This is a genomic window from Alteromonas sp. 5E99-2, assembly GCF_017368475.1.
Lineage (GTDB): Bacteria > Pseudomonadota > Gammaproteobacteria > Enterobacterales > Alteromonadaceae > Alteromonas_F.
Window position 1 is genome coordinate 1 of sequence record NZ_JAFNJE010000077.1, and the last position, 521, is coordinate 521.

1 tRNA gene and 1 pseudogene are annotated in these 521 nt (G+C 49.7%); one reads left to right on the top strand and one right to left on the bottom strand.

From position 1 onward, the window contains the following. Nucleotides 1–164: 164 nt before the first annotated feature. Nucleotides 165–240, bottom strand: a tRNA-Lys gene (locus J3L16_RS15960). Between the two features lie 94 nt (nucleotides 241–334). Here J3L16_RS15960 and J3L16_RS15965 point away from each other — a divergent pair. Then, nucleotides 335–521 (top strand): annotated as a pseudogene (locus J3L16_RS15965) (hypothetical protein); the annotation flags it as partial.

A 521-nucleotide genomic window follows, 5' to 3' on the forward strand; every position in this document is an offset into this window, starting at 1 on the left:
CAGGGCATCCAAATTTTGTCCAAAGGCCTGACATGGACAACCGACTGATTCGATTGCTTGCAATTTGTGGTATCACTTAAATTAAGTTCTTGTCGCTGCGGTGACTATGTGGTGACAACTACCAGCGCGACCTACCAAGCATCATGGCTAAGTCATTGAAAAAGTGGTGAGCCGTGATGGGTTCGAACCATCGACCTACTGATTAAAAGTCAGTTGCTCTACCAACTGAGCTAACGGCCCACTGGGGGCGCTTCTAGAAAGAGTGGCCAACAGGGTCAACCCCAAATTCGCCTCCATCTGGATAACAGTGCGATCCTTGTCTATATGCCCCTATATGAACCAAAAAAACGCCACCAAAATCCCGTTTATGAAGATGCATGGACTGGGAAATGACTTTGTTGTCATGGACGAACGGGGAATCGCTCCGCGAGTCGATGCCGCTTTGGCAATTGCTATCGCAGATCGGCATCGCGGTGTCGGGTATGATCAGCTTGCGGTCCTCACCGATTCGACAGAAGCAG